Here is a 26,578-nt window from a genome sequence, read left to right as displayed (position 1 = left end):
TGAAGAAAATAATTTTTGGTGTAAATCAATATTAAGTTTTTTTAAATTGGAAGTAGAAGATAAAAGTAAAAATTTAGAAAATAAAATTAAAGAACTGGAAACTACAAATAAAAGTGTAGTTTTATGCTTGGATAATTTCGAAAGAATTAGTGATAAAAATAGAATAATTAGTTTGTTAGCGATAATAGATGAAAGAATACCAGAGGGGATAAAAAGAATATATTTATATGATGAAGAATATATGGAAGAATTATTTGCTGAAAAAAAAGGCTTAAAAGGGTTTAAAGAGTATTTTAATAAATATATAGAGCATTCATTTAATATTAAAGATGCAGAGATTGATGAAATATTAGAGGGAAGTTTAGATTTAAAAAAGATTATAACTAGAACAATAAGTAGAATAGATTTTTTTGAAAAGGAATTAAAATCTAAAGCAAACTTATTGAAAAATAAATTGAAAATAGATGAGAAAGTAATTGATAATTTAAGAGGTAACCAAACTGAAAAAGAAAAGAAAGAAGAAAAAGAAAAAAATAATAAAAAGTTTGATATAAAAATACAAACAATAAATAATTTTATTGAAATAAGTTTAAATTTTAAAAAACTATTGTTGGTTCCAAGGTATTTAGAACAACTAAAAAATTTCATAAGGAAGATAGACGAAGAAAATAAAGTTTATGAATTAGAATGGAAAATAATTTCTGATTTTTTTAAAAATGTTTCAGCAAAAGAAATAGAAGAATATTCATTTAATAATATCGATCATGCTATTGACGAAAATAAAATTGATAAAAATATTATATTTTTAAGATATTTATTTTTTACTAAAAATACAGGGAATAATTATGACAGGTTGAAAGTATATAAAAATGAAAAAAAAGATAAAGATGAAATTAAAATAGAAGAAATAGAAAAAAATATACAAGGAAGATTAACTGAAGGATTAAAGCTTATAAAAGATAGATATTCTGAAGATGCTTTTAATCAAAGAAAAGAAAAATATGAAAAGTTTTTAGAAAAAGGATTATCTGATAGAAATGAGTATGTTATTGATAATAGTGACGAGCTAAAAGCTCTTGTATCAGATATTGACGGAGAAATAGAAAAAATAAATTATCCTTTATTAGAAAAAATAACTATAGATGAAAATGGTAATTATCAAAATGGCAAAGAAGAAGTCACAGCTATTGAGTATAGAAAAAGTTTAATAAAATTATATTTAAGATATAACAGAAATATTAAGACTTTACTTCAATTTATATTGCCTACAAAAAAAATTACGGATTATTTTAATGAATATAGTAAGTTTGAAGAAGCTTTAAAAGAAGAATTAGAAGTTGAATCTTTAGAAAAAATTATAAAAGAACTTAAGAAAAGACTTGATAAAGATGAAAAAGGGGAAAATAAATTAATTAAAAAATTAGAATTAATTTCTGAATTTACTGTGGACGATATTAAAGCATCATTAACTTTTGCTGAGGAAATTTTAAAATTATCAGTAGAACAAATAAGTAAAGAGAAGAGAAAAGTAATAGATGAAGAATATTTTGAAAATAATTCAGAGATAGATATTTTAAATGATACAAGAAATATTTCAGAAGGTGAAATGAGGTTAACTTATTTAAATGTTATTAGGAATGAAAAAATAATTATAAATAGCAGCAATATAGATGATTATATAAAAGAATTAAAAGAAGATTTAAATAAAGGGTCTAATGTTAAAAATAAAGAAAAGAAAATAGTTTTGTTAGTAGAATTTATAAAATTTAAAAAAAATATAAAACAAAAAGTAATAGTTAAGTAATAAATAATTTAGTAGATAATTTGATATTTTTAAAAGAAATGGCCTGAGAAAATAGCATACAGGCTGATAGGGAATAGGATTTTTTATAGTTAGAGCGAAGTTGCACTGCATACTAATATAATTTTTCTTAAAATAGAAAATTCTGACATTTTCTAGAGGGAAAACTATTGTTGCTCCTCAAAAACATTTTCATAAGAAAGTAAATTCCGAACAACGTATACTAAAAGGTTGATTTTGTTGAAAAGTGGCATGAAATAACTGAAGCTTCACTGTTTTATAAATAAAAAGAGAGCTAGTGATCTACTAGTCCAACTCTCTTGTCTTTAACAGGAGATTAGTATTTCAGAAATCGAGAGTTTCTTTATAAAAAATATACTATTAATATTAATTATTATAAAATATAAAAGAGATTATAAATTTATACTGCATACCTTCCTCTTTAAGATTGCTAAATATTTTGATTAAATACTCAATGAAGCAATTCAAATATATTTTTAAAAGTGTATTCTCAATCATAGAAGAACCTCCTGGATAAGTTAATATAAAGATAGTAATAAGAGGAAGCTGCCAGTTCGCTTGCTATGCGATTTAAATTTATAATCTAAATTATGATAATTATTTAAATATTATTAAAAAGAAATTATAACCATTTTTTAATTCTATAAGGTAATAAATGTTTATAGTTTTTTATAAAATTTGTTATGTCATTAACTGTAATGTGAATTAAATTAATATTATTTTCAATAATAACATTAATATCTCCTTATTACTTTTGTGCATATATTATTAGAAAAAACTTATAAAATTCCTTTTTATAAGTTAAAATAAAATGGTAAATTCTTTTTTCTGTAAATTAAGATATAATTATTTAAAAATCTAAAAAATCAAAAATGGAATATTTGGAACAAAATAAAAAAATAGAGAGATATTTAGGGTACTTAAAAAGAAAGGAAGGATAATTATGAAAAATGATATAAAATTATTCTATATAGAGAGGCCTGTATATGCTTCTAATTCTAAGGAATATTTAGATAATGAAGCTAAACTTTATAATGAAGAAAATCAAGAAAAAATAGATCATATTTATAATTGTATTTATTTTGATTCTTATTCAAATTGTAAATCTTTAAATAAAATAATTAGAAAAAAATATATGGATAAATTAGAGTATATTCCCCATTCAATGTATTTTATTTTATTAGATGATTTAGAAAAATATGCAAAAAGTAAAAATAAAAAAAGAATTTTTAATTATATTACAATATGGCGATTTTCTAGATTGTTTGATATTTATAGTGATATATTAACAATAGAAGGAATAGGAGAAGGAATTTATTTGAAAAAAATAATAAGAGAAAAAGATTGGAAAGATTTATTAATTCGAGCAGTAAAATATAATGGAGGATGGTTTGGGGGATTTATTGATGATATAAAAGGGGCGGCTGATTTAGAAGAGGACAGAGTAAAAGAAATGATAGATTTATCTATTGAATTAGATTTTAGTTCTAATAGAGAAGTGGTTCTTCATAATATATTAAAGTCAGAAACTTTAGATGTTGAAAATGAAAAATTAAACAAAAAATTGAAATTATCATTAATAGTAATAGCGGTATTAATAACAATAGTTGTATATAATTTGTAAAAAATTTGTAAAGAATCTAAAAGGTAAGAAATAACTAAGAAATTAATTTGATTATTATATAGTAGGAGGGGGTTATGAGTAAATTATTCATTACAGGTAATGGATTTGATTTGAGGCATAGGTTAGAAACATCATACAATGATTTTAAAATATTTTTAATTATTCAAATTTTAAAGGAAAAATATAGAAAAGAAGAATTAAATTTTTTAGAAGAGTTTTGCAATTATTGTGATGATTATTTAACAAATTATAGTCCAAATGAAAAGATTTTGAAAAGTGAAATCACTTTGATTTTAGAAGATGATAGTATAGAGAAAATTTCGATGGTAATGAAAAAAATTATTGAAGAGTATTTTTTTGATTCTTACCCTAAAGAGGATATTGATATGTATTTTCAAGAATATTTAGAAAATGAAAGCAATTGGTCTAAATATTTTATAAATTTGATAGAAGTAGTTTATTCTTGGCAAGAATTTGAAAGTTCTTTGGGAAAAATATATTTAGAAGTAGTTAATAATTATTCTAATCCTTTTAAGAGTCTAGATTATAACGAAGCGAATAGAATTTTAGATCAAAATAGAGAGGTTCAGAGTGAAATATTTGAAATGTTAGAAGACTTACATATTTCTTTTAGAAATTGGATTGGTTTAGTTGATGTGAATAAAGCTAATAAATTTAAAGATTTAGAAGAGAGAACAAATGAGGAAACTCTTTTTTTAACTTTTAATTACACTAATCTTTTAGAAGAAATTTATAATGTTAAATTGAATAATATTCTTCATATACATGGGAAAGTAGGTGAAAAAATTATTTATGGGCATGAGGGCTTTGAATTGTTATCTGAAAAAGATGAATATTTAAAGGAGTGTGAATTAATACAAACAACTAATGGAGAGGCAATCTATGAGTTGGATGAAAAATTAAGGAAAAAAACAGAAAAAATTATTAAGAGAAAAAAGGTAAAAGATTTTTTCGAAAAATTTAAAAATGTAGATGAAATTTATTCTTATGGATTTTCTTATGGTAAAGTAGATCAGGTTTATATAGAAGAAATAATAAAAAAAGTTAATGGAAAAGATGTTACTTGGTATTTAAACGATTATAATCATAAAGAAAATTTAAACTATATAGAATTAATAAAAAAAATAGGATTTGAAGGAGAAATAAAAGAATTTTCTTGTAATTGAAAATAATATTCTTGGGAATAAAAGGAAGAGGGAAATTTTCTCTTCCTTTGTAATTTTATTTTAAATTGTTATATTTAAAATAAAAGTGTTTATATTTTAACAATAAATAATCATAAAAATTTTAGAAATTTTAATTGTGGGCGATTTATAAAAAATAAATATATGTTTATAAATATATTTTAATTGAAAATAAAATTATCTATTTTTAAACTCAATGAATTAGTGTATAATTGTTTTATATAAGGGTTAAGAAATATGGATGCTTTATATTAGAAAATTTTCCTCCTGAGAACATTTAAGGAAAATAGCCAAACAAATAAATTATTAGATTTATTGAAAGTAACATATGATAAGCAAATAAAAGGAGAAAAGAAAATGACAACGAAAACAGATATAGAAAATGTTTTATGGAGTGCCAGTGATAGTTTTAGAGGTAAAATAGATAGTTCAAGATATAAGGACTATATTTTATCAATGCTATTTGTAAAATATTTAAGTGATGTACATAAATCAAAAGTTCAAAAATTAACAGAAAATTATAAAGGGAATAAGGTTAGAATAGAAAGAGCCTTAAGCTATGAAAGTTTTGTTTTAGATGAAGAATCTACTTTTGATTATCTATATGCCAATAAAAATGATAGTGAAATAGGACAAAAAATTAATGTAGCATTGTCTCACATTGAAGATAAAAACAGTGATAAATTAAAAGATGTATTTAGAGCTATTGATTTTAATTCACAAGTTGATTTTGGAGCAGCAAAGGAAAAGAATGCAATTCTTAAGAATTTATTAGATGATTTTAATGGACTGGATTTAAGACCAGAAGAAATAGAAAGTAATGATATTATTGGAGATGCTTATGAATATATGATCTCAAAATTTGCATCTGATGCAGGTAAAAAAGGTGGAGAGTTTTTTACTCCAAGTGAAATTTCAGAATTAGTTTCAAGATTAGCAGAGCCTGTGGAAAATGATAGAATATATGATCCAACTTGTGGGTCAGGGGGTTTATTATTAAAAGCTTATAAAAAAGTTTTAAATAAAAAAGTAGCTATATACGGGCAAGAAAGTAATGCACAAACAAGAGCTCTTTGTTTAATGAATATGTTTCTTCATGGGGTAGAAGATGCAAATATTTGGTTAGGAGATACTTTAGCAAGTCCTAAGAACATAGAAAACGACAATTTAATGAAGTTCCAAGTGGTTGTAGCTAATCCACCATTTAGTTTAGATAAATGGGATAGTGGATTTTTACCAGACTCTGGATTAGATGAAAAAGGAAAGCCAGCAAAAATGAGCGCTAGTTTAGATCCTTATAAAAGATTTACATTGGGAGTTCCACCAAAATCAAAGGGAGACTATGCTTTTGTTTTGCATATGATAAATTCATTAGATGAAGAAAATGGAAGAATGGCTGTGGTATTACCTCATGGAACATTGTTTAGAGGTTCAAGTGAAGGAAAGATTAGAAGAAGTTTATTAGAACTTAATTTAGTTGATGCAGTTATAGGATTACCACCAAATTTATTCTTTGGAACAAGTATTCCAGCTTGTATAATGATTTTTAAGAAAAATAAAAATAATAAAGATGTATTATTTATAGATGCTAGTGGTGAAGATTGTTTTGAAAAAGGAAAAAATCAAAATACCTTAAGAGAAGAAGATATTAAAAGAATAGTAGAAACTTATAAAGAACGTAAAGAAATAGAAAAATTCTCTCATATTGCAACTTTGGAAGAAATAAAAGAAAATGATTTTAATTTAAATATTCCAAGATATGTAGATACTTTTGAAGAGGAAGAACCTGTAAATATACAAGAAGTAAAACAGGAAATAGAAAAAATTGACGAAGAATTAGTAGAAGTAAGAAGTAAACTTCAAGAATATCTTAAAGAATTAGGACTATAAGGGGGACATAACTATGAATGAACAAAAAGTACCTAAATTAAGATTTCCTGAATTTACAGGGGAGTGGGAAGAGAAAAAATTAGGAGATATTTCTAAAAACATAAGTTATGGAATGAATTCTGCTTCTACTGTGTATGATGGAAAAAATAAATATATTAGAATTACAGATATAAGTGAAAAGAATAATCGATTTATTCCAAATCCTTTAACATCGCCATTAGAAATAGTTGACGAGAAATTTAAATTAAAAAAAAATGATTTATTATTTGCAAGAACAGGAGCGAGTACCGGGAAAACATATTTATATAAAGAAGAAGACGGAAATATTTTTTTTGCAGGATTTTTAATTAAATTTGAAATCAAAAATAGTTATAATTCTAAATTTGTTTTTTATAATACATTAAAAAATAGTTATAAAAAATGGATTAAAATTATGTCTTTCCGTTCTGGTCAACCAGGAATAAATGCTGAAGAATATAAAATTTTAAAAATTAATTTTCCTTCTCTTCCAGAACAAGAAAAAATAGCTGATTTTTTAACTTTATTTGATAAAGAGATAGAGCTAGAAGAAAAGAAATTAGAGTTACTAAAAGAAAATAAAAAAGGATATATGCAAAAGATATTTAGTCAAGAATTAAGATTTAAAGATGAATTTGGAAATGATTATCCTCAGTGGGAAGAAAAAAAATTAGGAGAAATTTTAATATTAAATTTAAGGCCCGTTCCAAAACCTTCAATTCCATATGAAACTTTAGGAATTAGAAGTCATGCTAAAGGAACAATGCATAAAAAAATTGAAAATCCAAATAATATTTCTATGGATACTCTATATAAAGTAAAAGAAAATGATTTTATTGTTAGGATCACTTTCGCTTGGGAACATGCGGTTGCTATTTGCAAAAAAGAAGATACTGGAAGATTAGTTTCTCACAGATTCCCAACATATGTAGCTAAACTCAATCTAAATATTAACTATTTTAAACACTATATAAAAAGAAAACAATTTAAGTTTTCTTTAGCTATGATTTCTCCTGGTGGAGCTGGAAGAAATAGAGTTATGAGTAAAAAAGATTTTCCTAATATAAGATGTATCTTACCTTCTCTCCCAGAACAAGAAAAAATAGCTAATTTCTTATCAATGGCAGATGAAGAAATAGAATTAATGGAAAATAAAATAGAGAAGTTAAAGGAAATTAAAAAAGGTTTATTACAGCAAATGTTTATATAATAAGGAGTGTACTAATGGGGAAAGAAAAATCATACTCAGAATTAGAAGCTAGTCAAATTCCAGCTATTGAACTATTGAAGAATATGGGGTATGAATACATATCCCCAGATGAATGTAATAGTCAAAGGGGAAATTTATATAATGTTCTTTTAAAAGATATTTTAGAAAAACAATTGCAAAAAATAAATAAAGTTAAATTTGGTGAGGAAGAAAAGAATTTTTCTCTTGGAAATATACATAAAGCTATAAAGGATTTAGATGAGCCATTAACTACTGGTTTAATAACAACTAGTGAAAAAATATATGATATGTTACTACTAGGTGGAACCTATAGTGAAACCCTTAATAATGGGAGAAGTTTAGGTTTTAATATTAAATACATTGATTGGGATAATTTTGAAAATAATGTATTTCATGTAACTGAAGAATTTTCAGTGGATAGTTTAGATAAAGAAAGGAATGCAAGACCTGATATTGTATTATTTATAAATGGAATTCCCTTTGGAGTAATAGAATGTAAAGCTCCACATATTCCAACAAGTCAAGCTATTGAACAAAATTTGAGAAATCAAACAGATGATTATATTCCACAATTATTTAAATTTTCTCAAATTATAATGGGAACTAATAAAAATGATGTTAAATATGCAACAACAGGAACTCCTAAAAAATATTGGAATATATGGAAAGAACAAGATTTAGAATTTCTTAACTTTGAAATTTCCAAATATATTACAGGGAGAACAGTAACACTTCAAGATAAAAATATAATATCAATTTTTTCTCTAGAACGTATTAAAGAATTTATAAAATATTTTATTCTATACGATGCAGGTACTAAAAAAATATGTAGATATCAACAATATTTTGCCATTAAAGAAATTATAAAAACAATTAACACTGATGATTCTCATGGAAATAGACAAGGTGGGGTTATTTGGCATACTCAAGGAAGTGGAAAAAGTTTAACAATGGTAATGCTAGCAAAATATATATTAATGGAAATGGGAAAAGTTAACCCTAAAATAATAATAACGACAGATAGAAAAGCTTTAGACGGACAAATATCAACTACATTTGCCCATGTGGGACTAAATGTTGCAAAAGCTTCTTCTGGAAGTAATCTAGTAGAACTTATTAATAGCAACAAAGTTGATATTATAACTACAGTAATAAATAAATTTGAAATAGCTGAAAAATCAAATGTAAAAAATGAATCAAAAAATATATTTGTACTAGTAGATGAAAGCCATAGATCAAACTATGGGCAACTTGCAACAAAAATGAGAGTAGTATTTCCAAATGCTTGTTATGTTGGATTTACAGGGACTCCACTAATGAAAAAAGAAAAAAATACAATGAGTAAATTTGGGAAAATAATTCACAAATATACAATTTCTGACGGTGTTCAAGATGGAACAATAGTTCCATTAGTATATGAAGGAAAATTTGTTGAACAAAAAGTAGATGAAGAAAATATAGATTTATGGTTTGATAAAACTACTGAAAATATGGTGGAAGAAAATAGAATAGATTTAAAAAAGAAATGGAGTAGCGTAAAAAGATTAACTTCAACAGATGGAAGAATTAGAAGGATAGCTTTGGATATAGATGAGCATTTCACTAAAGGATACAAGGCAAGTGGTTTTAAAGCAATGCTTGCAACTAATTTAAAAAAGGATGCAGTTAGATATTTAGATTGTTTTGAGGAGTTTAGTGATTTAAAATGTGAAGTTATTATTTCATCTCCAGATATGAGAGAAGGAGTGGAAGATATAGATTCTGAAACTGACAATAAAGTTATAAATTTTTGGAACAGAATGATGAAAAAATATAAAACACCTGAATCTTATGAAGAGACTATTACAAATAAATTTAAAGATGGAGAAATAGATATATTAATAGTTTGTAGTAAACTTTTAACAGGATTTGATGCACCAATATGTCAAATACTATATATTGATAAACAATTAAAAGAACATGGACTTTTACAAGCTATTGCTAGGGCAAATAGAATACATGAAGGAAAGGATTATGGACTTATTGTTGATTACAGAGGCTTACTTCCTAATTTAAATGAAGCGATGGAAACTTATAGTGGAGAAAGTGGACTTGAAAATTTTGAAGAAGCAGATTTAAAAGGAACAGTAGTTGATATTTTAAGTTTCTTAGGAAAATTAAGAGAATCATATAGCCAACTTAAAAGTTTATTTACTAATTTAAATAATAAAAATGATATTGAAGAGATTGAAGCATCATTGGAAGATAAAAAACTAAGGGAAAATTTTTATAATTTATTAAGTGAATTTGGTAGAAACTTAAATTCTGTTCTTAATTCAGAAAAAGCTTACAAAACAATGAAGAGGGGAGAAGTAAATAAATATAAAAGTGAATTTGCTTTTTATTCAAAAGTTAGAAGAACAATAAAAATAAGATATGCAGATGGAATTGACAATAAAGAATATGAAAAACAAATGCAAAATTTATTAGATAAGCATATATTAGTTTCAGGTCTTAAAAAAATAACTCCTCCTATAGATATTTTAAATAAGGATGATTTTAAGGAACAACTAAAGGGATTAAATTCTCCTAGATCAAAGGCAGATGCTATTAGAAGTGGATTAACAAAGACTATTACTAGCAAAAGAGAAGAGGATCCAGCATATTATGATAGTTTTTCTAAAAAGATTAAAGAAACTTTAGAAGAATATAAAAATAAAATAATATCAGAGGGAGAATATTTATCTAAAATGGAAAGACTTATGGATGATTTCACAAACAAAAAATCAGATATTAGTTGTCCAGATAAAATTAAAGATAATGTTCATGCAAGGGCTTTTTATGGGGTGCTATTACCTATATTAAATGATTTAAATGAATCTATAGATGAAGATTTTATTTCTGATTTAGCAATAGGAATAACTAATATTATAAAAGAGCATAGCCAAGTGGATTGGAGAGAAAATAAAACAATTCACAATAGAATATCCCGAGCTATTGAAGATTTAATTTTTGATATGGGGGATGAAAAGAAAATTACAATATCCATAGATGCTATTGATCAAATAATTGAAAATGTTAAAACAGTGGCAATAAGGAGATTCTAATGAAGGAAGAAATGGAAATTAAGTTATCTGAAAACATATTAAAATTTACTTTAGAAAGAAAAAATGTAAAACATATAAATTTAAGAATAAAAAGTGACGGAAGTATTTTTGTTTCAGCTAATTTAGAACTTTCTATTGAAGCAATTGAAAATTTTATAAGAAAAAAAGAGCATTTAATTCTAAATCATCTGGAGAAAGTAGAAGATGATAAAAATATTTATAAGGAGTCAGATAAAAGATATATACCAGGAGAAACTTTTATATTTTTAGGTAGAGCTGTGAGGCTTAAGGTAATAAAATCATTAGAAGAATATATAAAAACTGATGGTGTGTATATTTATCTATATATTAAAAATCCAGATAATTTTAATAAGAAAAAAAACATGATGGAAAGTTATTATGCTGATTTTTCTAAAAAAATATTTGGAGAAATTTTAGAAAACATTTATCCTAAATTTAAAAAATATGGTGTTAATTTACCAAAAATAAAAATAAGAAAAATGACTAAAAGATGGGGCTCTTGTCTTTATAAAAAAGAAGCTATTATATTAAATAAAAAACTTATAGAAATTGATAGGGAGTGTATAGAGTATGTAGTACTTCATGAATTATCCCATTTTGTACATCCTAATCATTCTAAGGATTTTTATAATTTAGTTACAGTGTTTATGCCTGACTGGAAGAAGAGAAAGGCAAGGTTAGAGGAACAAGGGAAGTATTTGAAATTGTAGACTTTAAATTTTAATACAAAAAAACTAAAGTTAGAATAAAGTTTATAAATATTAAATAAATAACATTTAAACCTTAGATTAATTTCTAAGGTTTTTTTAGAGAGGGATATTCTTCTTTATATTTTGTCTATTTCTATTTAACTTAGTGTTAAACAGTTATTATTATAATATTCTTCTAATAATATTTCTTTTATTTTTTCTTTAGTCCACATATATTAATCACCTCTGATATTATACCACATTCTAAAATATTTTCTATATATCTATATTCTGTTTTAAGTTTACAGTGTACAAACACCTTGAACTAAATAACATATGGGTATATAATCAAGTAAAGAGTTATGCAAAGAAACTAAATAAATTTATGAGGAGGAGATAAATAAAATGAAAAAAGGATTAATATTTTTAGTAACGATGGTATTAACATGTAGTATTTCTTTTTCTTATAATAGTGAGATAATGAATATAGCTAAAAGAGAATATCCCAACGATAAACAAATGCAGCAATACATCTATAACAGACAACTCTCTGCTTATAATTATATGGCTACTGTTAGTGACAAAGAAGTTGAAGATATTGCAACCTATGAGTACCCTAATGATTACTCAATGCAACAATACACATATAATAGACAGCTCTCTTCGAAAAACTATATGAAGACTGTTACTGATAATGAAGTTAAAAATATTGCAATTTATAAATATCCTAACGATTACTCAATGCAACAATATACCTACAATAGACAACTCTCTTCAAAAAACTACATGAGGTCCACAACAAATTCCAGGGCTAGAAATAAAGCTATTAGAAAATATCCTAATGATTACTCAATGCAGCAATATATCTATGATAGAGAAGTATATTAGTTATAATTTTCAAATCTAATATTTAAAAATAAATCAAAAGAATACTCAGAAAAAATAGTATAAGAGAAGGGTGCCATTTAAGGCACCCTAATTTTTATATTTATTATAAAAGGTATTATTTATCAACAGTTCACTTTTATATTTTTAATATTTTTCTTCCTTTTTCTTCTTTTCCTTCTCTATTCTTTCTAATTCATCTTCTTCTCTATCTATTTTATCAAATATCTTACCTACCAAAAATGCTAGATCATTAATAAAACTTTTAACTATAATATAACCTATTACTAAAATTATTATTATTGTTAATAACAAGTATTATCATCTCCTTTCATCCCACTTGATGTTATATTATTTATTTATAAAATTATTTTATATTCTCAATTATACCTCATATTTTTTATATTGTTTAATTTTTTTGAGTGTCTTAATAACATTAACAAACAAATTAATTCTTTAATTTTCAACACGATTATAATTTTCCTTAGTTTTTAACTGGCCGTTCTCATAATAATATTCCCAAATTCCTATTTTTTCTTCTAATTCTCCAATAGTACCTTTTGATTGAAGTTGACCGTTTTCATAATATGTTTCAAAAGGTCCCATAGGCTTTCCATTCTCACCTAAAGCATATTTTATTTTAAGCTGCCCATTTTCATAATATGTATTAGAAGTTAATAATTTTCCTTTTATATATATATCTTTCTTTTCTAATACTCCATCTTGGCTATAAATATAACATGCACCATCTTTCAAGCCTTTTTTATAAGAATTTTTTTCTGTTATAACATAGGCATCATTTAATTTATTATAGCTAGTCACATTATATTCTCCAGTATAGGGCTTATTATTATTAGTATTATAAACAACAACAGAACCATTAATCATCCTATTTTCTAACACAGGATGTTTATCTTTGCATCCTGTAACCATAAAACACATTCCTAAAATTAAAACAGTTAATATTTTTTTCATATCTATCTCCTTTTGATTAATTATATTTTTTATAAGAATTTTTTTATTTCTAAGTTACTTTCATTTAAGTAATTAAAAACACTAACACTATATTTATATAACATCAATTAAATAAAATCAATACTTTAAAATATTAATTACTTATTAAAATTCTATAATAATTTTTAAAAGAGAGTATTTTCTTTAAAATTGGAATTATAAAATTTCAAAAAAATAAAAAAGCTAGAAAATTAATTCTAGCTTTTGTTTGTTTCTTGTTTGTTGTAAATTTGAAAACATATGCAATTGTATACCGACAAAAAGAATAATGATTTGCTCAAAGCATTGTTTTACAAGGGTTTTATAACTTTATGCAAAGTTATAAATTTAATGGTGCCTAAGGCGGGACTCGAACCCGCAAGGTGCAAGCACCGGGAGATTTTGAGTCTCCTACGTCTACCAATTCCATCACTCAGGCACTACTCAGTTATGATATCTCATTTTATGAAATATGTCAATATTTTTTTTAAAAAATTAATTATTTTTAAAAAGTGTAGTATAATGTAATAGATAAAGATAGAAGAAAGATAGGAGGAAAATTTAGATGAAAATACAAGTGAATTCTTGCAATAAAACAAAGGAAGGGTATGAAGTAGAGGTTCAATATGTTGATATATTTTCCCTAAAGCTTTATCCTGATGGAAAAGGTGGACAATTGGGAGATAGAGGAAATATTGGAGGATCAAAAATATTAAAAGTAGCTGAAGATAAGGTTATATTGGAAAATAAAATAGATGCTGGAACATATGATTATGAAATAGATCTAGAAAGAAGAGAAGATATAGCTATTCAACATAGTGCAGAACATTTATTTTCAGGAATTGCCAAAGAAAAATTTAATTTAAATAATGTTGGATTTAGAATGACAGAAACATTTACAACAGTTGACTTAGATTCAAATAACATAACAGATGAAGATGTTAAAAATTTAATGAAAGAAGTTAATTTAGCTGTGAAAAAAGGTGGAGAAATAAAGACTAAAATTTGTTCCCCAGAGGAAGCTGAAGCAATAGCCCTAAGAAAACCTGTAAGTTCAAAAATAAAAAATGAAGACATTAGAATTGTAAAGATTTCAAAGTTTGATACTTGTGCCTGTGCAGGATTTCATGCTAGTGATTTAAAAGATATAAGATTAGTTAAACTTATATCTAGAGAAACAAAGGGTAAAAACACAAGATTTTCAATAATAGCAGGACAAAGAGCAATAGATGATTATGAAATGAAAAGTGAAATTGTAAAGGAATTAAAACATAAATTTAGTTGTAAAGATAATGAAATAGTTTCATATGTGGATAATCAATTTAAAAATTATGACATTTTAAAGAAAGAATTTAACGATATTAATGAAAAATATACCCATGTATTGTATAATAATTTAGATGATAATATTATAGACATAAATGGAAACAAAATAGTTATATTAGAAGAGCCTAAAGAAGTAATCAATTGTATGAAAAAAATATTTGATAAAAACCTAACTTTAATAGGTCTAACTGATGAAAATATAATGCTTATTAGTAATTGTCTAGATTGCGGAGAACTAATACAAAAAATAAGAAAAACACACCCTAACTTTAAAGGTGGAGGGAAAGGAAAACAAGGAAATATTAAGGGAAGTATTGAAAAAGAGGAAATTTTTAAAATTTTTAAAAACATTTTATAGTATAAAGATTGTTATTTTCAAGAAAGTTTGGTATAATTAATCTTAGACTTTATAATTTTGGAGGAAAAATGGAAAACTTAAAAAAAGAGCTTTTAAACTTAAACGAAAAGGAACTTACAGACTTAGTAGTTTCTTTGGGAATGAAAAAGTTTAACGGTAAACAAATATACGGATGGCTACACAGTAAAATTGCAAGGAATGTACATGATATGACTAATCTTTCATTGAAATCAAGGGAAGTTTTAGCAGAACATGCATATATCCCATTATTAAATTTACTAAATCATCAAGTATCAAAGAAAGACGGAACAGAGAAATTTTTATTCGGATTACAAGATGGAAATACAATAGAAACAGTTTTATTAAAACATAAAGAAAGAATCACTATTTGTATATCTAGTCAAGTTGGATGCCCAGTTAAATGTGCTTTTTGTGCAACAGGAGCTTCTGGTTTTGAAAGAAATTTAGATGTTCATGAAATATTAAATCAAGTTTACACAGTGGAAAGAAGACTTAGAAACAAAGGGGAAACAATAAATAATATTGTTTTCATGGGAATGGGAGAACCATTTTTAAACATTGAAAATTTAATAAAATCAATTAGAATTTTATCAGATGAAAATGGATTAAATATTTCAAAGAGAAAAATAACAGTTTCTACTTCAGGTATAGTAACAGGAATTGAAAGACTTTTAGAGGAAAAATTACCAGTTGGATTGGCAATTTCTTTACATGCAGTTGATAATGAAAAAAGAAACATGCTTGTTCCAATAAATAAAAAATATCCTTTAGAAGATTTATTTAGTACATTAGTTCAATATCAAAGAGCAACTAATAGAAGAATAACTTTTGAATATATTCTAATAAAAGAAGTTAATGTTTCTCAAGGAGATGCTGAAGTTTTAGCTAATTTCATTCATTCATTTGATCATGCATTAAATTTAATTCCTTACAACCCAGTTTTAGATAATGAATTTGAAAGACCAAGTCAAAAGAAAATAGAAAAATTCTATAATTATTTAAAAAATGACAGAAAAGTTAATGTAATAATTAGAGGAGAAAAGGGAACAGATATAGACGGTGCTTGCGGTCAATTGAGAAGAAGAAACGTAACTAAATAATTTTATTTATGGAGTATATTTATGAAAAAAATTTTTAAAATAATATTAGCAGGTTGTATTTTAAGCTTTTTAGTGGGAGTAATAGGAGTATTTGGAATTGTTCATCATTACAAGAAAGAGCTTCCAAATATAGCAGAACTAATAGAATCTTACTCACCTTCAATTCCAACTAGAGTTTACGATATTAATGGTAAACAAATAGACGAGTTATACAAGGAAATAAGAATTCCAGCTAGAATAGAAGAAGTACCAATGATTTCAAGAAATGCTTTTTTAGCAATTGAAGATAGGAGATTTTATAGTCATTATGGAATAGACCCTATAGGTATTTTAAGAGCTATAGTAATAAATATAAGATATAAAAGTGCAAGGCAAGGAGCAAGTACATTTACTCAACAACTTGCAAGAAATGCCTTTTTAAGTCACGACAAAAAACTATCTAGAAAAATAAAAGAAGCTATATTAACAATAGAAATAGAAAAGACTTATACTAAGGATGAAATCTTTGAAAAATATTTAAATGAGATATATTTTGGAGAGGGAGACTATGGTATTAAAAGTGCAGCTAAATCTCTTTTTCACAAGGATATAAGTAATATTAACATTCCAGAGGCAGCAGTTCTTGCAGGTATTCCAAATAGGCCAAGATACTATAATCCTAGAAGAAATTTAGAGGCATCTTTAAATAGAATGAGAATTGTATTAAGTCAAATGAAAAAATTTAATATGATAACAAAAGAAGAATATGAAATAGCTATGAAACATAAATTTGTAAAGATAGATGATGTTAAGGATATTGGGAAAATCAATTTGAAAAATACCACAATTATTTATAACAGAGAAGTTATAAATAAATCACTAGCTCCTAGTTTTACAGACTTAGTTCATGACTATTTAATTGAAAATTTTGATGAAGAAGCAATCTATAATGATGGATTACAAGTGTATACAACATTAAATTTTGACATGCAAAAAATAGCAGAAGAGACATTTGATAATTATAAACCAATGATGGAAGATGAAAAATTACAAGGTGGAATGATAAGTATAAACTCTTCCAATGGATACATAACTTCAATAGTTGGAGGAAAGAATTTTAAACCTAGGAATTTTAATAGAGCAATCATGGCAAATAGACAAATAGGATCTTCCTTTAAACCCTTTGTATATTTCACTGCAATTTTAGATGGTAAAAGTGAAAATACAATTATAGAAGATTCAAGACTTGTGCAAGGTAATTGGGCTCCTAGAAACTACGGTACATTGTTTAGAAAAAATATAACTTTAGTTGAAGGATTAAATAGATCAATAAATATGGTAGCTATAAAATTACTAAAAGGTGTTGGATTCAATAAACTTTTTGATGTTGTTGGAAAATTAGATTCAAATCTTAACCCTCCTAGGGATCTAACAGCAGCCTTAGGGTCAGTGTCATCTAGTCCCTTAAACTTAGCCAAAGCATACTCTGTTTTTTCAAATGGAGGTTATGTAGTAGAACCACTAGTGGTTATAGAAGTTAAGGACAAAAATGGAAATACATTGATTAAAAATACTCCTAAAATAACAAAGGTTTTTGATTCAAAGGACATAGCCTTAACTACAAATTTACTTGAAAATTCTGTGGAAAGTGGAACTAGTACAAGGGCAAAGGTTATAACAAAAAGAGGAAAGAGAATTTCCCAAGGGGGAAAAACAGGTACCACTAATGATTCAAGAAGTGTTTGGTATGCTGGAATAACTCCTGAATATGCAACAACTGTTTATTTAGGTTATGATGATAATTCAAAAATGCACAAAAAAACTGGTGGTGGCCTTGCAGCTCCTATCTGGAGAGAATATTATAAAAAAATAATTGATGAGGGGTATTATGCTCCAAGTAAATTTGAATTTATAGATAATTTAGTTCTAAATGGTGAATTATATTATCAAGATTTAGGTGCCCTTTCAGGACTTAGAGAAAGCTCAAAAACAAAAAGAAAATTCTTATTAAAAAATAATAGGATAGAGTTAGAAAAAGAAGACAAATACAATAAAAATATTCAAGATATTTTATATAAGTAGGAGGTTTTTATGGATACATCAAATAGAATTAATAATGTGGAATTTTCTCCAATAAGAAAATTAATTTCCTATGAAGAGGAAGCTCTAAAAAAAGGAAAAACAATTTATCACTTAAATATAGGGCAGCCTGATTTAAAGACTCCTAAAGAATTTTTTCAAAGTATCAGTGATTTTAAAGAGGATACTTTAACCTACGCTCACTCAAGGGGAAGAAAAGAATTAATAGAAGAGATGATAAAATTTTACAAAAAACATTTTCATATTGATTATAAATATGAAGATATTCTTATAACAACTGGTGGAAGTGAAGCTATATTATTTACATTATTAAGTATTTTTGATGAAGGGGATGAAGTATTAGTTTCAGAACCTTACTACGCCAACTACAATAACTTTTTTGATCTTTTAAATATAAAAGTTAATGCCTTTACAGCAGACCCTAAAACAGGATTTCATTTACCTAAAAGAGAGGATATTATATGCAAAATAACTCCTAAGACTAAGGGAATTGTTCTAACTAATCCAGGGAATCCAACTGGAGTAGTATACAGAGAAGAAGAGATGAAATTAATAGGAGAAATTGCCAAGGAATATGGACTATATATTATCAGCGATGAGGTATATAAAGTATTTTCTTATGGAAAAAATAGAGCTATTAGTTTTGGAGAAATAGAAGGATTAGAAGAAAATGTAGTCTTAATAGAATCAATATCTAAAATCTATTCAGCTTGTGGAGCAAGAGTAGGTGCTGTTATAAGTAAAAATGAAAAACTTATGAATGAAATTTACAAATTGTGCCAAGCTAGATTATCTGTATCCACTTTGGATATGGTTGGGGCACAGGGACTATATAGTAAATTATCAGATGATTATTTTAGAAAAAATAGAGAAGAATATGAAAAAAGAAGAGATTTAGTATATAATGGTATATCTAAAATAAGTGGAATTCAAGTGACTAAACCAGAGGGTGCTTTCTATGTTGTGGTAACTTTACCAATTGAAAATGCAGAGGATTTTTGTATCTGGTTATTAACAGATTTTGACTTAAATGGAGAAACTATTATGCTAGCTCCAGCAGAGGGATTCTATTCAAATAAAGAATTAGGTAGAAATAAAATTAGAATTTCCTACTGTATTGAACTAGAAAAATTGGAAAAATCAATTAAAATTTTAGATTTGGGATTAAAAAAATATTTAGAAAAATAATTAACTAAGGTTAATATTATACTTAAATAAAGAACATTGTTATTGAAAAATAACAATGTTTTTTTATTTTTTGCATAACATATATATTTTTTTAATTTGTTGCTTGACTTTCATAAGCATAAATGATACTATTATCCCTATAAATATACAAAATGAATTTCATACAAAAGGAGTATATATTATGTCAATAATTAGAAAAAGGGAATATTTAAGTGTCTTATTATTTTCTTTATTTATTTTAGCAGTTTTATTTTGTCATAAAACTTATAATTCTGGGACTTATTTAATTGTTAAAGATAGAAATAGTGATAAAAAATGGGAATACAAATTAAAAACAAATGAGTTTTCAATAGGGTATAAACATTCAGTAGAAAAAACACAAGCTGAAGAATTGTTTAAGGTTGATAAATCTGGAGACATAATTTTATGGGAAACAGTATATGAAGATTATGGAGTTGGACTTCCATTTCTTCCAGAAGAAGGTCAACTAGAGGTAAGGGATGGAAAATTTATATTAAAAATGAATAGAAGTTTTAAAGAAATTAATATGACTATTTCCCCTATAGCAGAGCATTATCTTAAAATAAATAATAAAAAATATATGCTTAGTAAATTATTAGAAGGACAAGTTAGAAGTATAAATTTAAAAATTAAAATAAAAGGGTGATGCACATGAGAGAAGAGATGATTAAAGAAGAAGAAGTAAAGGTTGACGAACTTATGGCTAAATATGATAAGGGCTCTAGATTTAGAGTTTTATCAGGGGTTCAAGGTAAAATGATAACAGTTCTATTGTTTTGTTTTACAATGTTTCAGTTATACTATGCAATTAGAGGGGGAATAGATGCTATGATTGCAAGATGTATTCATTTATCCTTTGGACTTTCAGCAGTATTCTTTTTATATCCATCCAATGGAAAAATGAGTAGAAAAAAACTGCATTGGTTTGATTGCTTACTTGGAATAACAATTGCAAGTTGTTGTATGTACATAGTTGTTTTTTACAAGGATATAGTAATGAGACAGGGATTAATTAATCATGTGGATATGATTGTTGGAGGAATTGCAATAATCTTAGTTTTAGAAGCAGCTAGACGGGTTATTGGTCTTCCAATGGTTATAATTTCATTAGTATTTATAGTATATGCTTTAATTGGAAGAAGTATTCCAGGATCTTTGGGGCATAGAGGAGTTAGTGTTGAAGGTTTAGTACAACATTTATTTTTTACAACAGAGGGAATATTAGGATTGCCAATTCAAGTATCTTCTACATTTATATTTATGTTTTTATTATTTGGAGCTTATTTGGAAAAAACTGGAATGGGAGAATTCTTTATTCAACTGGCTAATTCAATTTCAGGAGATTCCCCAGGAGGTCCAGCAAAGGTTGCAGTAATATCAAGTGCTTGTATGGGAACTTTATCAGGAAGTTCAGTTGCAAATGTTGTGGGAACAGGAAGTTTTACAATTCCAATGATGAAAAAATTAGGATATAAACCTGAATTTGCAGGGGCAGTTGAAGCAACAGCTTCCACAGGGGGACAATTAATGCCACCAATCATGGGAGCAGCAGCATTCTTATTAGCTGAAATAACAGGATCTCCATATTCAAAGGTTATACTAGCAGCGTTAGTTCCAGCAGCTTTATATTATTTGGGAGTTTTCATTGGAGTTCATTATGAAGCAAAAAAATTAGGATTAAAGGGAATTCCAAAGGATGAAATACCAAAATTATTATTTGTACTAAGACAAAGAGGTCAATTAATTATACCAATATTTGTGGTAATAGCCTTACTTGTAAGTGGATGGTCACCAATATATGCAGCTTTAGGAGCTGTGGTTTCAACTATAATTTGTGCAGCAATAAAAAAGGAAACAAGATTATCATTTGAAGATTTATTAAATGGAATGGTTCAAGGGGCTAAAAGTGCTCTAACAGTAATAGCAGCTTGTGCTTGTGCTGGTATTATTATAGGAGTTGTTACTAAAACAGGGTTAGGATTAAAAATGGGATCAATCTTAGTGGGAATTGCAAAGGGAAATTTAGTTTTAACATTATTTTTTACAATGATAACTTCCCTAGTTCTAGGAATAGGTGTTCCAACAACAGCTAACTATGTAATAACTTCAACAATAGCAGCTCCAGCAATATTAATGATAAAGGATGCATCAGGAGCTCAAGTGGTTCCAATCCTAGCAGCTCATTTATTTGTATTTTATTTTGGAATTATAGCAGATGTAACACCTCCAGTTTGTTTAGCTGCAGTGGCAGCTTCAGGAGTTGCAAAATCAGAGCCTATGAAAACAGGAATGCAAGCAACAAGACTTGCAATAGGAGCTTTCCTAATTCCATATATGTTTGTACTTTCTCCAGAATTAATATTAATAAATCCTGACATAAGTATTATACCAAAATTAATAACAGCAGTGTTAGGAATGATTTGTGTTGCTGTGGGACTTACAGGATATTTTAAAAAGAATATGAATATATTAGAAAGAGTATTTATAGTTGCAGCTGGAATAATGGCATTAAACACAGGGTACGTAAGTGATGGTGTAGCTATTGTAATAATAGGTGTAATTTATTTCTTACAAAGTAAAGGAAGCAAGGATTTACAAAATATAAAAATATTAAAAGGGGGGATTTAATGAAGAAGTTTATTTTATTTTTAGTAATGGCGTTTAACTTAACAGTTTTTGGGACAACTTATGTGAATATAGGAACAGGTGGAACAGCTGGAACCTATTATCCTTTAGGAGGAGCCTTAGCAGAAATATGGAATGCCAATTTAGATGGAGTAAATGCTACTGCTGAGTCAACTGGAGCTTCAGTTGCCAACTCACAAATGTTAGGAAAGGGAGATATTGATGTAGCTATAATTCAAAATGATGTAGCTTATTATGCTGAAAATGGGATAGAGTTATTTAAAACTAAAATAAAAGATATTAGAGGTATGGCAACTTTATACTCAGAACCAATTCAATGTATTACTACAGATTCTAGTATAAAATCAATTAAAGATTTAAAGGGAAAAAGAGTTGCTTTAGGAGCAATAGGAAGTGGAGTAAATGCCAATGCTAAACAAATTTTAGAAGCAGCAGGATTATCTGAAGAAGATATTAAACCTCAATATTTATCTTTCTCTGAAGCAGCTACAGGTTTAAGAGATAGACAAATAGATGCAGCTTTCATAGTTGCTGGAGTACCTACATCAGCAATAGTTGATTTATCAACTCAAAGAGATGTAAAAATAGTAAATATAGACAAGGATATTGCTAAAAAATTAAAAGAAAAATATTCATATTATACAGACTTTGTAATTCCAGGAGGTAGCTACAAAACTCAAAAAGAAGATGTAAATACTTTAACAGTAAAATCTATGTTAATTGTTAGCTCTAAGGTTAAAGATGATATGGTTTATGACATGTTAAAAACAATGTTTGAAAATACTGATAGAATTAAAGCAGCTCATGCAGTTGGAAAATATATAACAAAGGATACAGCATTAGATGGAATGAGTATTAAATTACATCCAGGTGCAAAAAAATATTTTGATGAAATGGGAATAAAATAAAACTTCATTTAACTATTATGGAAATACTGTAAACTAAATTGTTTACAGTATTTTTATTTTATTGAAATTTAGTATTGATTAGGGTATAATTAATGATGTAAATATAAATTATTTAAGAGGTAAAAAATGGAAATCAAAAATTTTGAAATGTCAGAACGATATATATTGGGGATGGTGTTAGCTTTTGTAGGAGGGTTTTTAGATTCCTACACATTTGTTAGTAGGGGACAAGTTTTTGCCAATGCTCAAACTGGTAATATGGTACTTTTAGGAATGGAGCTTTCTAATAAAAACTATCTAAAAGCTGGAAGTTACTTAGCTCCAATATTAGCCTTTGTTTTAGGGGTGTTAATATCTGAATTTGTAAGAACTAATCATTCAAATAAAATGCTTCATTGGAGACAATCTATAGTTCTTTTTGAAATTATAATGTTATCTATAGTAGCTTTTATTCCAATGGGAAATTATAATGTTATAGCAAATGTAATTGTTTCCTTTGTTTGTTCACTGCAGGTGGAAACATTTAGAAAAATGCATGGAAGAAATTATGCAACAACTATGTGTACTGGAAATTTAAGAAGTGGAAGTGAATTGCTATATCATTTTTTCATAACTAAGGATAAATTTTCAGTGGAAATGAGTTTGAAATATTTTGGAATTATTTTAATATTTATTTTAGGAGGAGTTACTGGTTTTGAACTAACAAAAATATATTTGGAAAAAACAATATTTTTAGCTTGTTTTGGATTAAGTATAGTATTTTTCCTAATGTTTTATAAATTAGAGAATCAATAGAAAGGACTAATATGAAAATAATAGATAAAATGAAAGAGGAAAAAGAAAAATATTTTGGAGATGATCTTCCAATTGAAAAGAAATTATATTATACAACTTGTATTCTAGGAATCATTTCTTCCTTTTCAGGATTTTTATCTTCCACATTTGGAGGAAGTTTAAGAATAGGAATTGTTGTGAATTTTTTCATTTTCATTTTTGTTACAGCAATGTGTATATATGGATTTATGGTTAAAAATTCATATAGAGGATCAATTTTTTTATGTTTAGCATTGAACCTTTTCATTTTTCCCCTTATGTTTTTCTTTACAGGGGGCATGAAAAGTGGAGTGGTAATATATTTTGTTCTTGGAACATTTTTAAATGGAATATTACTAAGAGGAGTTACAAGAACTATAGTTTGTAGAGGAATAATTATTTGGTATGCTCTAATTATAAAAATATCCTATGACTATCCTATTTTAGTTTTTAATGTTTCTGATGAATTAAACTTAAGATTTACAATTACAAGTTTTGTAATGACTGCTTTATTTATATATTATACAACTAAGATTTTTGTTAAAAATTATGTGAAAAATCAAAGAATTATAGCTGAATTAAAGGAAAAACTTTAGAAATATTTTTAAAATACAATCTTTTTAAGATTGTATTTTTTGTTAGAGGAGAAAATGTATGGAGAAAAATAGAAAATTTGAATCTAAAGTAGTAAGCACTGCTTGTTTAGCTGGAAAAATATTACTATTAAATGGATCAGAAACAGATCGAGTGGAAAAATCAATTTGTGATATAGTTAATCATTATGGATATATACCTCAAAGTTTTGTTATTTTAACTTGTATAATTGTGTCATTAAAAAATACAGATGGGGAAATTGTTTCTTTAGTTGAAAGAGTTCAAGGAAGAGGAACTAATTTAAGCAAAGTAAATAAGGTTGATCATCTAATAAAAAATATAGATAATTATTCCTTAGATGAAATTGAAGACTTACTAAAAAAAATAGAGGTAGAAAAATCCTATTCATTTTTAGTAAATATTATTGGAAGTTGTTTAGGAGCTAGTTTTTTCACAGTTCTTTTTAATGGGGAAAAAAATGATTTTTTTGTTGGATTTTTAGGGGGAGCAATAATAGCTGGTATTTGTAATATTCAAAAGAAATTTAAAATAGGGTTAGTTTATACAAATATAATATGTGGATTTATAACCTCATTATTTGTAATTATGTGTTTTAATTTTGGAATTATAAATGACATAAAAATTTCTATAATTTCAATACTTATGATAATGGTTCCAGGGGTACCCTTTATAAATTCAATTAGAGATATATTTTCTGGAGATTTAGTAACAGGTTTATCAAGACTTTCAGAGGTTATATTAGTTGGGTGTTCCCTTGCCATAGGCTCAGGAATTGCAGTTAAATTATTAAAATTTTAGGAGGCTGTATGTTAAAAATTGTAATACAAATAATATCAGCTGGAATAGTCACCTTTGGATTTGCACTTCTATTTAATATTCAAGGAAGAAATTTAATTCATACAAGTGTAGCAGGGTGTTTAAGTTGGTTATGTTATTTATCATGTAAAAATTTAGGGTTTTCAGAGGAAATGTCATATTTTATATCTTCAGTGATAATAGGTCTTTATTCTGAAATAATTGCAATTAAATTAAATGCTCCAAGTAATAATATATTAATAGCAGCTTTAATACCCTTAGCACCAGGAGGAGGAGTATACTATACTATGCAAAATTTAATATATAAAAATTATTTACTTTCATTTGAAAATGGAATAGAGACATTTTTATTAGCAGGGTCAATGGCTCTAGGAGTGGTAACAGCAATAGCTATGATAAGATCATATAAATTTATAAAAAGTTGGAGATTATATGGATAAGAAATATTTTTTAAATTCCATGAAAGAAATGGATGAAAATAAAGTGGTTAAACTTTGGGAAGACATCAAACTTAGTGAAAGCATTGATTATCCTATTCAGACAACTAAGTTTTATCCTCCAGGAATATGGACAAAATTAAATAATATTAATGGAATGACTTTTTTAACCAAGGGACTAACAGGGGAATCAGAAAAAAAAGTCATACTAATAATACCAAAAAATTATTTAGGGGAAATTCCTGATTTTAATTTAGTATATTTCAAAATCAATGGTAAAAATAAGTTTAAAAATCTTTTACATAAAGATTTTCTAGGGACCATAATGAGTTTAGGTATAAGAAGAGAGATATTAGGGGATTTAATAGTGGAAAACAATGTTTCCTATGGGGTTATATTTGAAGAAAATTATAAAATTATAGAGAATATAGATAAAATTTCAAATGTTCCTGTAAAAGTAGAATTTGCAAAGGAAGAGGAAGTTCCAAAGACAAATTTCAAAAAAATAATAATTACAGTTTCTTCCCTAAGATTAGATTCAGTTATTTCAGAAACTATGAATATTTCTAGACAAAGGGCAGCAGATGAAATAGTTAAAGGGAATATAATGTTAAATTATGTAATAAACAAGGAAAAGTCCTTTGAAATTAAAGAGGGGGATATTATCTCAATAAGAAAATTTGGAAAATTTAAACTAGGAAATGAGATTACTATAACTAAAAAAGGGAAAAAAAGAATAAGTTTAAATAAATATATTTAAAAGTTTGAGGTATAAAATAGGGAGAA

General features: G+C 26.2%; 22 protein-coding genes and 1 tRNA gene. 20 read left to right on the top strand and 3 right to left on the bottom strand.

Features of this window, described 5'->3' with window-relative positions; all coding sequences use genetic code 11:
- Positions 1-46: 46 nt before the first annotated feature.
- The 8 genes from GIL12_RS04750 to GIL12_RS04715 all read left to right on the top strand — a co-directional run bounded on the left by GIL12_RS04750 (position 47) and on the right by GIL12_RS04715 (position 12,474).
- Positions 47-1,804, top strand: a complete 1,758-nt coding sequence (locus GIL12_RS04750) for a hypothetical protein (protein ID WP_163469221.1) — start codon at positions 47-49, stop codon at positions 1,802-1,804.
- 961 nt (positions 1,805-2,765) lie between these two features.
- Positions 2,766-3,446 carry a hypothetical protein gene (locus GIL12_RS04745; protein ID WP_163469219.1) on the top strand — a complete coding sequence of 227 codons (681 nt, stop codon included), beginning with the start codon at positions 2,766-2,768 and terminating at the stop codon, positions 3,444-3,446.
- Positions 3,447-3,520: 74 nt separating this feature from the next.
- Positions 3,521-4,633 carry an AbiH family protein gene (locus tag GIL12_RS04740; RefSeq protein ID WP_163469217.1) on the top strand — a complete coding sequence of 371 codons (1,113 nt, stop codon included), beginning with the start codon at positions 3,521-3,523 and terminating at the stop codon, positions 4,631-4,633.
- Between the two features lie 375 nt (positions 4,634-5,008).
- The gene (locus tag GIL12_RS04735) at positions 5,009-6,541 is read left to right on the top strand and encodes a type I restriction-modification system subunit M (protein WP_163469215.1); all 1,533 of its coding nucleotides are present in this window, start codon (positions 5,009-5,011) and stop codon (positions 6,539-6,541) included.
- 13 nt (positions 6,542-6,554) lie between these two features.
- Complete coding sequence (locus tag GIL12_RS04730) at positions 6,555-7,769, top strand: restriction endonuclease subunit S (protein WP_163469214.1); 1,215 nt, start codon at positions 6,555-6,557, stop codon at positions 7,767-7,769.
- A gap of 14 nt (positions 7,770-7,783) precedes the next feature.
- Positions 7,784-10,876, top strand: coding sequence for a type I restriction endonuclease subunit R (locus GIL12_RS04725; protein WP_163469213.1), 3,093 nt, complete (start codon positions 7,784-7,786; stop codon positions 10,874-10,876).
- Positions 10,876-11,607, top strand: coding sequence for a M48 family metallopeptidase (locus GIL12_RS04720; protein ID WP_163469212.1), 732 nt, complete (start codon positions 10,876-10,878; stop codon positions 11,605-11,607). Before GIL12_RS04725 ends, GIL12_RS04720 begins: the two co-directional genes overlap by 1 nt.
- Before the next feature lie 384 nt (positions 11,608-11,991).
- Entirely contained in the window at positions 11,992-12,474 is a 483-nt protein-coding gene (locus GIL12_RS04715; protein ID WP_163469211.1) for a hypothetical protein, read from the top strand.
- Between the two features lie 144 nt (positions 12,475-12,618).
- On the opposite strand, the gene GIL12_RS04710 is transcribed toward GIL12_RS04715, so the two are convergent.
- The 3 genes from GIL12_RS04710 to GIL12_RS04700 all read right to left on the bottom strand — a co-directional run bounded on the left by GIL12_RS04710 (position 12,619) and on the right by GIL12_RS04700 (position 13,903).
- On the bottom strand, positions 12,619-12,786 hold the full coding sequence (locus GIL12_RS04710) for a hypothetical protein (protein ID WP_163469210.1): 168 nt from the start codon (positions 12,784-12,786) through the stop codon (positions 12,619-12,621).
- 141 nt (positions 12,787-12,927) lie between these two features.
- Positions 12,928-13,446, bottom strand: a complete 519-nt coding sequence (locus GIL12_RS04705; RefSeq protein ID WP_163469241.1) for a toxin-antitoxin system YwqK family antitoxin — start codon at positions 13,444-13,446, stop codon at positions 12,928-12,930.
- 370 nt (positions 13,447-13,816) lie between these two features.
- Positions 13,817-13,903 (bottom strand) — tRNA-Leu (locus tag GIL12_RS04700).
- Positions 13,904-14,029: 126 nt separating this feature from the next.
- Here GIL12_RS04700 and GIL12_RS04695 point away from each other — a divergent pair.
- The 12 genes from GIL12_RS04695 to GIL12_RS04640 all read left to right on the top strand — a co-directional run bounded on the left by GIL12_RS04695 (position 14,030) and on the right by GIL12_RS04640 (position 26,552).
- Positions 14,030-15,148, top strand: a complete 1,119-nt coding sequence (locus GIL12_RS04695; protein ID WP_163469209.1) for an alanyl-tRNA editing protein — start codon at positions 14,030-14,032, stop codon at positions 15,146-15,148.
- A gap of 68 nt (positions 15,149-15,216) precedes the next feature.
- Positions 15,217-16,269: a 23S rRNA (adenine(2503)-C(2))-methyltransferase RlmN gene (gene rlmN / locus GIL12_RS04690; RefSeq protein WP_163469208.1), complete on the top strand. Its 1,053-nt coding sequence runs from the start codon at positions 15,217-15,219 to the stop codon at positions 16,267-16,269.
- Between the two features lie 21 nt (positions 16,270-16,290).
- On the top strand, positions 16,291-18,330 hold the full coding sequence (locus tag GIL12_RS04685; protein ID WP_163469207.1) for a transglycosylase domain-containing protein: 2,040 nt from the start codon (positions 16,291-16,293) through the stop codon (positions 18,328-18,330).
- Positions 18,331-18,339: 9 nt separating this feature from the next.
- Entirely contained in the window at positions 18,340-19,536 is a 1,197-nt protein-coding gene (locus GIL12_RS04680) for a pyridoxal phosphate-dependent aminotransferase (RefSeq protein WP_163469206.1), read from the top strand.
- A gap of 181 nt (positions 19,537-19,717) precedes the next feature.
- Positions 19,718-20,203 (top strand): DUF1850 domain-containing protein, encoded by a 486-nt coding sequence (locus GIL12_RS04675; protein ID WP_163469205.1) that lies wholly within the window; start codon positions 19,718-19,720, stop codon positions 20,201-20,203.
- Between the two features lie 5 nt (positions 20,204-20,208).
- Positions 20,209-22,185 (top strand): TRAP transporter permease, encoded by a 1,977-nt coding sequence (locus tag GIL12_RS04670; protein ID WP_163469204.1) that lies wholly within the window; start codon positions 20,209-20,211, stop codon positions 22,183-22,185.
- On the top strand, positions 22,185-23,111 hold the full coding sequence (locus GIL12_RS04665; protein WP_163469203.1) for a TAXI family TRAP transporter solute-binding subunit: 927 nt from the start codon (positions 22,185-22,187) through the stop codon (positions 23,109-23,111). Before GIL12_RS04670 ends, GIL12_RS04665 begins: the two co-directional genes overlap by 1 nt.
- Positions 23,112-23,237: 126 nt before the next feature.
- Complete coding sequence (locus tag GIL12_RS04660) at positions 23,238-23,906, top strand: YoaK family protein (RefSeq protein ID WP_163469202.1); 669 nt, start codon at positions 23,238-23,240, stop codon at positions 23,904-23,906.
- An 11-nt stretch (positions 23,907-23,917) separates the two neighbouring features.
- Positions 23,918-24,520 carry a hypothetical protein gene (locus GIL12_RS04655; RefSeq protein ID WP_163469201.1) on the top strand — a complete coding sequence of 201 codons (603 nt, stop codon included), beginning with the start codon at positions 23,918-23,920 and terminating at the stop codon, positions 24,518-24,520.
- Positions 24,521-24,578: 58 nt separating this feature from the next.
- Positions 24,579-25,337 carry a threonine/serine exporter ThrE family protein gene (locus GIL12_RS04650; protein WP_163469200.1) on the top strand — a complete coding sequence of 253 codons (759 nt, stop codon included), beginning with the start codon at positions 24,579-24,581 and terminating at the stop codon, positions 25,335-25,337.
- Positions 25,338-25,345: 8 nt separating this feature from the next.
- The gene (locus tag GIL12_RS04645; RefSeq protein ID WP_163469199.1) at positions 25,346-25,795 is read left to right on the top strand and encodes a threonine/serine exporter family protein; all 450 of its coding nucleotides are present in this window, start codon (positions 25,346-25,348) and stop codon (positions 25,793-25,795) included.
- A complete protein-coding gene (locus GIL12_RS04640; RefSeq protein WP_163469198.1) occupies positions 25,788-26,552 on the top strand; it encodes an RNA-binding protein in 765 nt (254 codons plus the stop codon). The genes GIL12_RS04645 and GIL12_RS04640 overlap by 8 nt, the downstream gene beginning before the upstream one ends.
- Positions 26,553-26,578 lie beyond the last annotated feature (26 nt).

This window comes from Fusobacterium sp. IOR10 (genome assembly GCF_010367435.1).
Lineage (GTDB): Bacteria > Fusobacteriota > Fusobacteriia > Fusobacteriales > Fusobacteriaceae > Fusobacterium_B.
This window is presented reverse-complemented; position numbering and strand designations above follow the sequence as displayed.

What these genes read in the sequence shown, in the direction of transcription:
- GIL12_RS04680 (WP_163469206.1), top strand. Translation starts at nt 18,340, where the DNA reads ATGGATACATCAAATAGAATTAATAATGTGGAATTTTCTCCAATAAGA.
- GIL12_RS04655 (WP_163469201.1), top strand. Translation starts at nt 23,918, where the DNA reads ATGAAAATAATAGATAAAATGAAAGAGGAAAAAGAAAAATATTTTGGA.
- GIL12_RS04695 (WP_163469209.1), top strand. Translation starts at nt 14,030, where the DNA reads ATGAAAATACAAGTGAATTCTTGCAATAAAACAAAGGAAGGGTATGAA.
- GIL12_RS04715 (WP_163469211.1), top strand. Translation starts at nt 11,992, where the DNA reads ATGAAAAAAGGATTAATATTTTTAGTAACGATGGTATTAACATGTAGT.
- GIL12_RS04725 (WP_163469213.1), top strand. Translation starts at nt 7,784, where the DNA reads ATGGGGAAAGAAAAATCATACTCAGAATTAGAAGCTAGTCAAATTCCA.
- GIL12_RS04665 (WP_163469203.1), top strand. Translation starts at nt 22,185, where the DNA reads ATGAAGAAGTTTATTTTATTTTTAGTAATGGCGTTTAACTTAACAGTT.
- GIL12_RS04730 (WP_163469214.1), top strand. Translation starts at nt 6,555, where the DNA reads ATGAATGAACAAAAAGTACCTAAATTAAGATTTCCTGAATTTACAGGG.
- GIL12_RS04745 (WP_163469219.1), top strand. Translation starts at nt 2,766, where the DNA reads ATGAAAAATGATATAAAATTATTCTATATAGAGAGGCCTGTATATGCT.
- GIL12_RS04720 (WP_163469212.1), top strand. Translation starts at nt 10,876, where the DNA reads ATGAAGGAAGAAATGGAAATTAAGTTATCTGAAAACATATTAAAATTT.
- GIL12_RS04735 (WP_163469215.1), top strand. Translation starts at nt 5,009, where the DNA reads ATGACAACGAAAACAGATATAGAAAATGTTTTATGGAGTGCCAGTGAT.
- GIL12_RS04670 (WP_163469204.1), top strand. Translation starts at nt 20,209, where the DNA reads ATGAGAGAAGAGATGATTAAAGAAGAAGAAGTAAAGGTTGACGAACTT.
- GIL12_RS04705 (WP_163469241.1), bottom strand. Translation starts at nt 13,446, where the DNA reads ATGAAAAAAATATTAACTGTTTTAATTTTAGGAATGTGTTTTATGGTT.
- GIL12_RS04685 (WP_163469207.1), top strand. Translation starts at nt 16,291, where the DNA reads ATGAAAAAAATTTTTAAAATAATATTAGCAGGTTGTATTTTAAGCTTT.
- GIL12_RS04740 (WP_163469217.1), top strand. Translation starts at nt 3,521, where the DNA reads ATGAGTAAATTATTCATTACAGGTAATGGATTTGATTTGAGGCATAGG.
- GIL12_RS04645 (WP_163469199.1), top strand. Translation starts at nt 25,346, where the DNA reads ATGTTAAAAATTGTAATACAAATAATATCAGCTGGAATAGTCACCTTT.
- GIL12_RS04650 (WP_163469200.1), top strand. Translation starts at nt 24,579, where the DNA reads ATGGAGAAAAATAGAAAATTTGAATCTAAAGTAGTAAGCACTGCTTGT.
- rlmN (WP_163469208.1), top strand. Translation starts at nt 15,217, where the DNA reads ATGGAAAACTTAAAAAAAGAGCTTTTAAACTTAAACGAAAAGGAACTT.
- GIL12_RS04640 (WP_163469198.1), top strand. Translation starts at nt 25,788, where the DNA reads ATGGATAAGAAATATTTTTTAAATTCCATGAAAGAAATGGATGAAAAT.
- GIL12_RS04675 (WP_163469205.1), top strand. Translation starts at nt 19,718, where the DNA reads ATGTCAATAATTAGAAAAAGGGAATATTTAAGTGTCTTATTATTTTCT.
- GIL12_RS04660 (WP_163469202.1), top strand. Translation starts at nt 23,238, where the DNA reads ATGGAAATCAAAAATTTTGAAATGTCAGAACGATATATATTGGGGATG.